The sequence below is a fragment of the Brachyspira pilosicoli genome, from assembly GCF_019402445.1.
Taxonomy (GTDB): domain Bacteria; phylum Spirochaetota; class Brachyspiria; order Brachyspirales; family Brachyspiraceae; genus Brachyspira; species Brachyspira pilosicoli_B.
Genome location: NZ_SRZM01000187.1, coordinates 1 through 5,693, shown reverse-complemented (window position 1 = coordinate 5,693; position 5,693 = coordinate 1). Strand labels below are relative to the sequence as shown.

Here is a 5,693-nt window from a genome sequence, read left to right as displayed (position 1 = left end):
GTATTTACTATAATTCTTATAATTTTTAATATTATAATATACAAACTATTTATTACTAAATCTATTAAATCAAGCTACTTATTATACGATATAGACCCTAAAAAATTAATATATTTGCAATCTTTATTACCTATATCATTTATAATATTAACAGCTATTATTTCTTTTATTTATTTTAATAAAATTAAAATATCTTATATAATAAGACTATTAGTTAAATATTTTGTATTTTATATATTAGCTGTGTTATTTCCTTTACTATTATCATTGCTATTGCCAAATCCATTTGATAGTTTAGCTAATACTTATATCTTATCTTATGCTGGTGGTAGTATTCTATCGATTATCAATTTTGGATATGGATATGGGGATGCTAGTAAAAATGTACTTAAATATTTAATTATTTTTATGTTTTTATTTATTTTAATTTTAATAGCTACAATTATATTTATATATAAAAAGAAAAAAATTACTATATCAAAAACAAAGTTAAATTTAGTAATTTCAATATCAATATTTATAATATCAATATTATTTATGAATACTATTAGAAAAGGAGGTACAGATTTTTTTATATCTGTTTATCTTATTAAATTTTCTGTTTTGTTATTTTTTGTTAATTTATTATCATATAAAAAATATGATAATGTTGTATTACTTATTTGTATAATACTGCTATCTATAAATACATATAAATCTTTAGTATATATAAAAAATAACATGCCAAATATTTTTCTAATTAATAATAATATATATTATAATCAAGATATATGGAAAAGCCACACTTATGATACAGATAGAGGTACAATATATACAAATATTATGGAGATTTCAAGTATAAATACAAATGTTTGGAATTCTTCATTTTATTGGTCCAAGGACATAAGAAAAACTAAATCATTGTTATCTCAAACATATTCTAGATTGACAGATGTTACAGTATCAGATAATGGAACTGTAATATCTAAAGAATCAAACGAGCATATTTCTAGCATAGATAAAAATATATCTGGTGGATTATTATTAATTCTTAAAAATAATGATAATTATATTAATTTAAGACCAGATTATGATTTTTATTTCATATCTGATATTGAATATAAAAAGGAAGATGAAAGAATTAATTTTACAGATTATGATTTTTATATAAATGATAAAAAATATTTTGTATATAAATTAAATATGAAAACATTTCAAGAAATACCTTATGGATATGATGGTTCCTATAGTTTTAAAAAGGGAGAAGATTTTATGAATAGAGGTTTTATTTTAATTAGTGATAGATTAGCAAAAGGACTTTAATAAATGGAAAGACAAATACCAAACTATGAGTATAAAGAATATTTTAGTAAAAGAAATGAGTATTGTTTATTGATACCTACTTGGAATGAGTGAGAAAGAATACAAATAGAACTTAAACATTTGAAAGACTCTGATATACCTAGAAAGATAGATATATTTTTGCTTGATGCTGGAAGTATAGATGGTTCTATAAATGATGATTTTCTTAAAGATATAGGAGTAAGAGCTGTCCTTACTATTAGAATGAAAGGTCAGGCTAATGCCTATAAAGCGGGTTTTTCAAAAGTATCTGATGAGAAATATAAGGGAATAGTTACAGTAGATGGTAATAATAAAGATAGTGTAGAGCAGGTAATGCAGTTTGTAGAGTTATTAGAAAATGGTTATGACTTTGTTCAAGGTTCAAGATTTATGAAAGGAGGATATCATGAAAACACCCCTCTTTCAAGAGTATTAGCTATTAAATTAATTTCTAATCCTTTATTATCATTATCTTCAGGATTTAAATATACAGAAACAATGTCTGCATTTAGAGGTTTTTCTATGAAGATAATAGATGATGAAAGAATAGCTATTTTTAGAGATATATTTACAAGTTGGGAATCACAATGGTATTTAGCAAATATAATACCAAAATTAGGTTATAAGGTTATAGAAATACCATAAACAAGAGTTTATCCAAAGAGCGGTAAAATACCAACTAAAATAAATTTCTTGGGTAATGTGCAGATAATTGGTCAACTGATAAAAGTGGTAACTGGATATTATAATGTAAAGAAATAAATTTGAGTTGACAAATAAAAGATAAACCATATAATCATCTAAAAGATGAAGATATGTAAAGTCAAATTAATTTATAAGATTTTATATAATATTTTTATATAGGTTCTAGTTTATTGGCTATTTGTAAGATTAAATAATAATGAGGTATTTTTTATATGAAGAAAGTATATGTGGCAGGACATAGAGGTTTAGTTGGAAGTGCTATAGATAGAATGCTTACAAAAAAAGGTTATTCTAATATAATAAGAAAAACACATTCAGAATTAGATTTAAGAGATAGAAAAAAAGTATTTGAATTTTTTGAAAAAGAAAAGCCAGAATGGGTATTTTTATCGGCTGCTAAAGTAGGCGGAATATATGCTAACAATACTTATCCTGTAGATTTTTTGTTATATAATTTGCAAATACAAAATAATATAATAGAAGCTTCTTACACTTATGGTGTTGAAAAATTAATGTTTTTAGGTTCAAGCTGTATATATCCAAAGGAATGCCCACAGCCAATAAAAGAAGAATATTTACTTTCAGGATATTTAGAAAGTACTAATCAGCCTTATGCTTTAGCAAAAATTACAGGTATAGAATTATGTGAGGCTTATAATAGACAATATAATACTAATTATATATCTGTTATGCCTTGTAATCTTTATGGTATCAATGATAATTATCACCCTGAAAATGCTCATGTTATACCTATGCTTATAAGACGTTTTCATGAAGCAAAAATAAATAATTTGAAAGAAACTCTTATTTGGGGAAGCGGTACTCCTTTAAGAGAGTTTATGTGTTCAGATGATTTAGCAGAGGCTTGTATTTATTTAATGGAAAATAAAAATGCTAAGGATATAGGTAAATTTATTAATATAGGTTCTGGTAAGGAAGTTACTATAAAAGAATTAGCAGAGTTAATAAAAAAAGTAGTTGGTTTTACAGGTGAAATCAAATTAGATAGCTCTAAACCAGACGGAACTATGAGAAAATTATTAGATGTTTCAAAAATAAACTCTTTAGGTTGGAAATATAAAACAGAACTTGAAGATGGTTTAAAAATAGCTTATGAAGATTTTTTAAAAAATTATAATAAATAATAGGATATAAAAATATGAAAAAAGCACTTATTACAGGAATTACAGGACAAGACGGTTCTTATTTAGTTGAGTTTTTATTAGAGAAAGGTTATGAAGTACATGGTATAATTAGAAGGAGCTCTTCTTTTAATACAGAGAGAATAGACAACTTGTATCAAGATCCGCATATTAATGATGTTAAGATGTTTTTGCATTATGGAGATTTATCTGATAGCTCTAATTTATCAAGATTATTAGAAAAAATACAGCCAGATGAAATATATAATTTAGCAGCACAAAGCCATGTAAGAGTAAGTTTTGATATGCCAGAATATACTGCTGATGTTGTTGGTTTAGGTACTATAAGAATACTTGATGCTATTAAAGAAACACGTATAAAAACAAAATTCTATCAAGCTTCAACAAGCGAATTATATGGAAAAGTTGTTGAAACACCTCAAACAGAAAAAACACCATTCTATCCAAGAAGCCCTTATGCTTGTGCTAAACTATATTCATATTGGATTACAGTTAATTATAGAGAAAGTTATGATATGTATGCTTGTAATGGTATATTATTTAATCATGAAAGCCCAAGAAGAGGTGAGACTTTTGTTACAAAAAAGATAACACATGCAATTGCTAAGATTCTAAAGAAAGAACAGGATAAATTATATTTAGGTAATTTGGATGCTAAGAGAGATTGGGGATATGCTAAGGACTATGTTGAGGCTATGTGGCTTATGCTGCAGCAAGAAAAAGCAGATGATTATGTAATAGCTACAGGTGAAACACATTCTGTTAGAGAGTTTCTTGATGAGGCTTTTGGTCTTGTGGGGCTTGACTGGAAAAAATATGTTGAAATAGATCCTAGATATTATAGACCTGCTGAAGTAGATTTACTTTTGGGGGATCCTACTAAAGCTAAAGAAAAATTGGGTTGGAAGCCAAAAACTACTTTTAAAGAGTTAGTAAAAATAATGTTAGAATATGATTTAAATAATGTAGGATTAAGTTTAAAGGATTTTAATTAATATAAAAAGAAATATATAAAGTAATTAAATTTGTCGCCGGATAAATTTTTTTAAAACGTTTGTATTCATACCGTAGGCCTTAGAAAGTATGAACGCAAACGTTTTTTTATTATAGGCTATTTTTATGAATAATATACTTCATCTATTTATTAAATATGTATCATTTAATGTACTTGGTATGATTGGTTTATCATGCTATATACTTGCAGATACTTTTTTTGTGGCTAGAGGAATTGGCTCTGACGGACTTACTGCTTTGAACATTGCTATACCTATTTTTAATTTTGTTAATGGGATTGGTTTAATGCTTGGAATGGGCTCTGCCACTAAATATGCCATACTAAAAGCACAAAATAAAAATAATGAAGCAAATATTATATTTACTAACTCTTTAATTTATATATTTATAATATCATTTTTATTTATAATTTTGAGTATTTTTTTTACATCTAGTATAGCATATATTTTGGGTGCTAGGGATAATATACATGCAATGACTAATATTTATATAAAGATGATACTTTTATTTTCTCCTATGTTTATGCTTAATAATGTACTTTTAGGTTTTGTGAGAAATGACAATCACCCGAGGCTTGCTATGATTGCTATGCTTATGGGGAGTTTGTTCAATATTGTTTTTGATTATATATTTATTTTTCCTTTTAATATGGGTATATTTGGAGCAGTGCTTGCAACTGTTTTTTCTCCTGTTGTGAGCATACTAATATTATCAGCATTATTTATGAAAAAGAAAAATACATTTTTTATTGTAAAACCTAATATTAGTTTTAGAAAATTTTTTGAAATATCTTATCTTGGTATATCTTTTCTTATAACTGAAGTTTCATCAGGTTTTGTTATTTTAGCTTTTAATATAATCATATTAAATATTGCAGGCAATGTAGGAGTAGCTGCTTATGGAATTACTGCAAATATTGCATTAGTGATTATAGCAATATTTACAGGAATGGGGCAGGGTATTCAGCCTATTATAAGTATCAATTACAACAATGAAAATAATATAAATAAAATATATAAATATGCTATAGTTTTATCAACTAGTATTTCTTTTATAATCTATATAATCACTTATGTATTTGCTAATGAAATAACTTCTATTTTTAATAGAGATAATATTGAAGAACTGCAAAGAATATCAGTTTATGGACTTCGCATATATTTTACAGCATTTATATTTGTAGGATATAATATTATTACTTGTGTATATTTTTCTTCTAAAAATAAAGCAAAGCAAGCATTTATAATATCTATATTAAGAGGTTTTATATTTATATTGCCTTCAATATTTATTTTATCGAGTATTTTTAATATGACAGGAGTATGGCTATCTTTCCCTGTTGCTGAAATTTTAACTAGTATTTTTTCATTTTTATTTTTTATTAATAAGAATAGAGTTTATAATTGACAAGGGTTGTTTTTATAGTATAATGCTATAAAATAACGGATATATATATGCAACAAACAAACAAACAAACAAACAAACAAA

Annotated in this window: 4 protein-coding genes and 1 pseudogene; all 5 read left to right on the top strand. The window is 25.3% G+C overall.

The window, feature by feature from the left end:
• A pseudogene (locus E6A48_RS06960) lies at positions 1–1,302 on the top strand (hypothetical protein); the annotation flags it as partial.
• Positions 1,303–1,422: 120 nt separating this feature from the next.
• Positions 1,423–1,968 carry a glycosyltransferase family protein gene (locus tag E6A48_RS06955; protein WP_258018568.1) on the top strand — a complete coding sequence of 182 codons (546 nt, stop codon included), beginning with the start codon at positions 1,423–1,425 and terminating at the stop codon, positions 1,966–1,968.
• Positions 1,969–2,240: 272 nt separating this feature from the next.
• Entirely contained in the window at positions 2,241–3,173 is a 933-nt protein-coding gene (locus E6A48_RS06950; RefSeq protein WP_219709316.1) for a GDP-L-fucose synthase family protein, read from the top strand.
• Positions 3,174–3,187: 14 nt separating this feature from the next.
• On the top strand, positions 3,188–4,186 hold the full coding sequence (gene gmd / locus E6A48_RS06945; RefSeq protein ID WP_219709315.1) for a GDP-mannose 4,6-dehydratase: 999 nt from the start codon (positions 3,188–3,190) through the stop codon (positions 4,184–4,186).
• Between the two features lie 124 nt (positions 4,187–4,310).
• The gene (locus E6A48_RS06940) at positions 4,311–5,612 is read left to right on the top strand and encodes an MATE family efflux transporter (protein WP_219709314.1); all 1,302 of its coding nucleotides are present in this window, start codon (positions 4,311–4,313) and stop codon (positions 5,610–5,612) included.
• Positions 5,613–5,693: the final 81 nt, after the last annotated feature.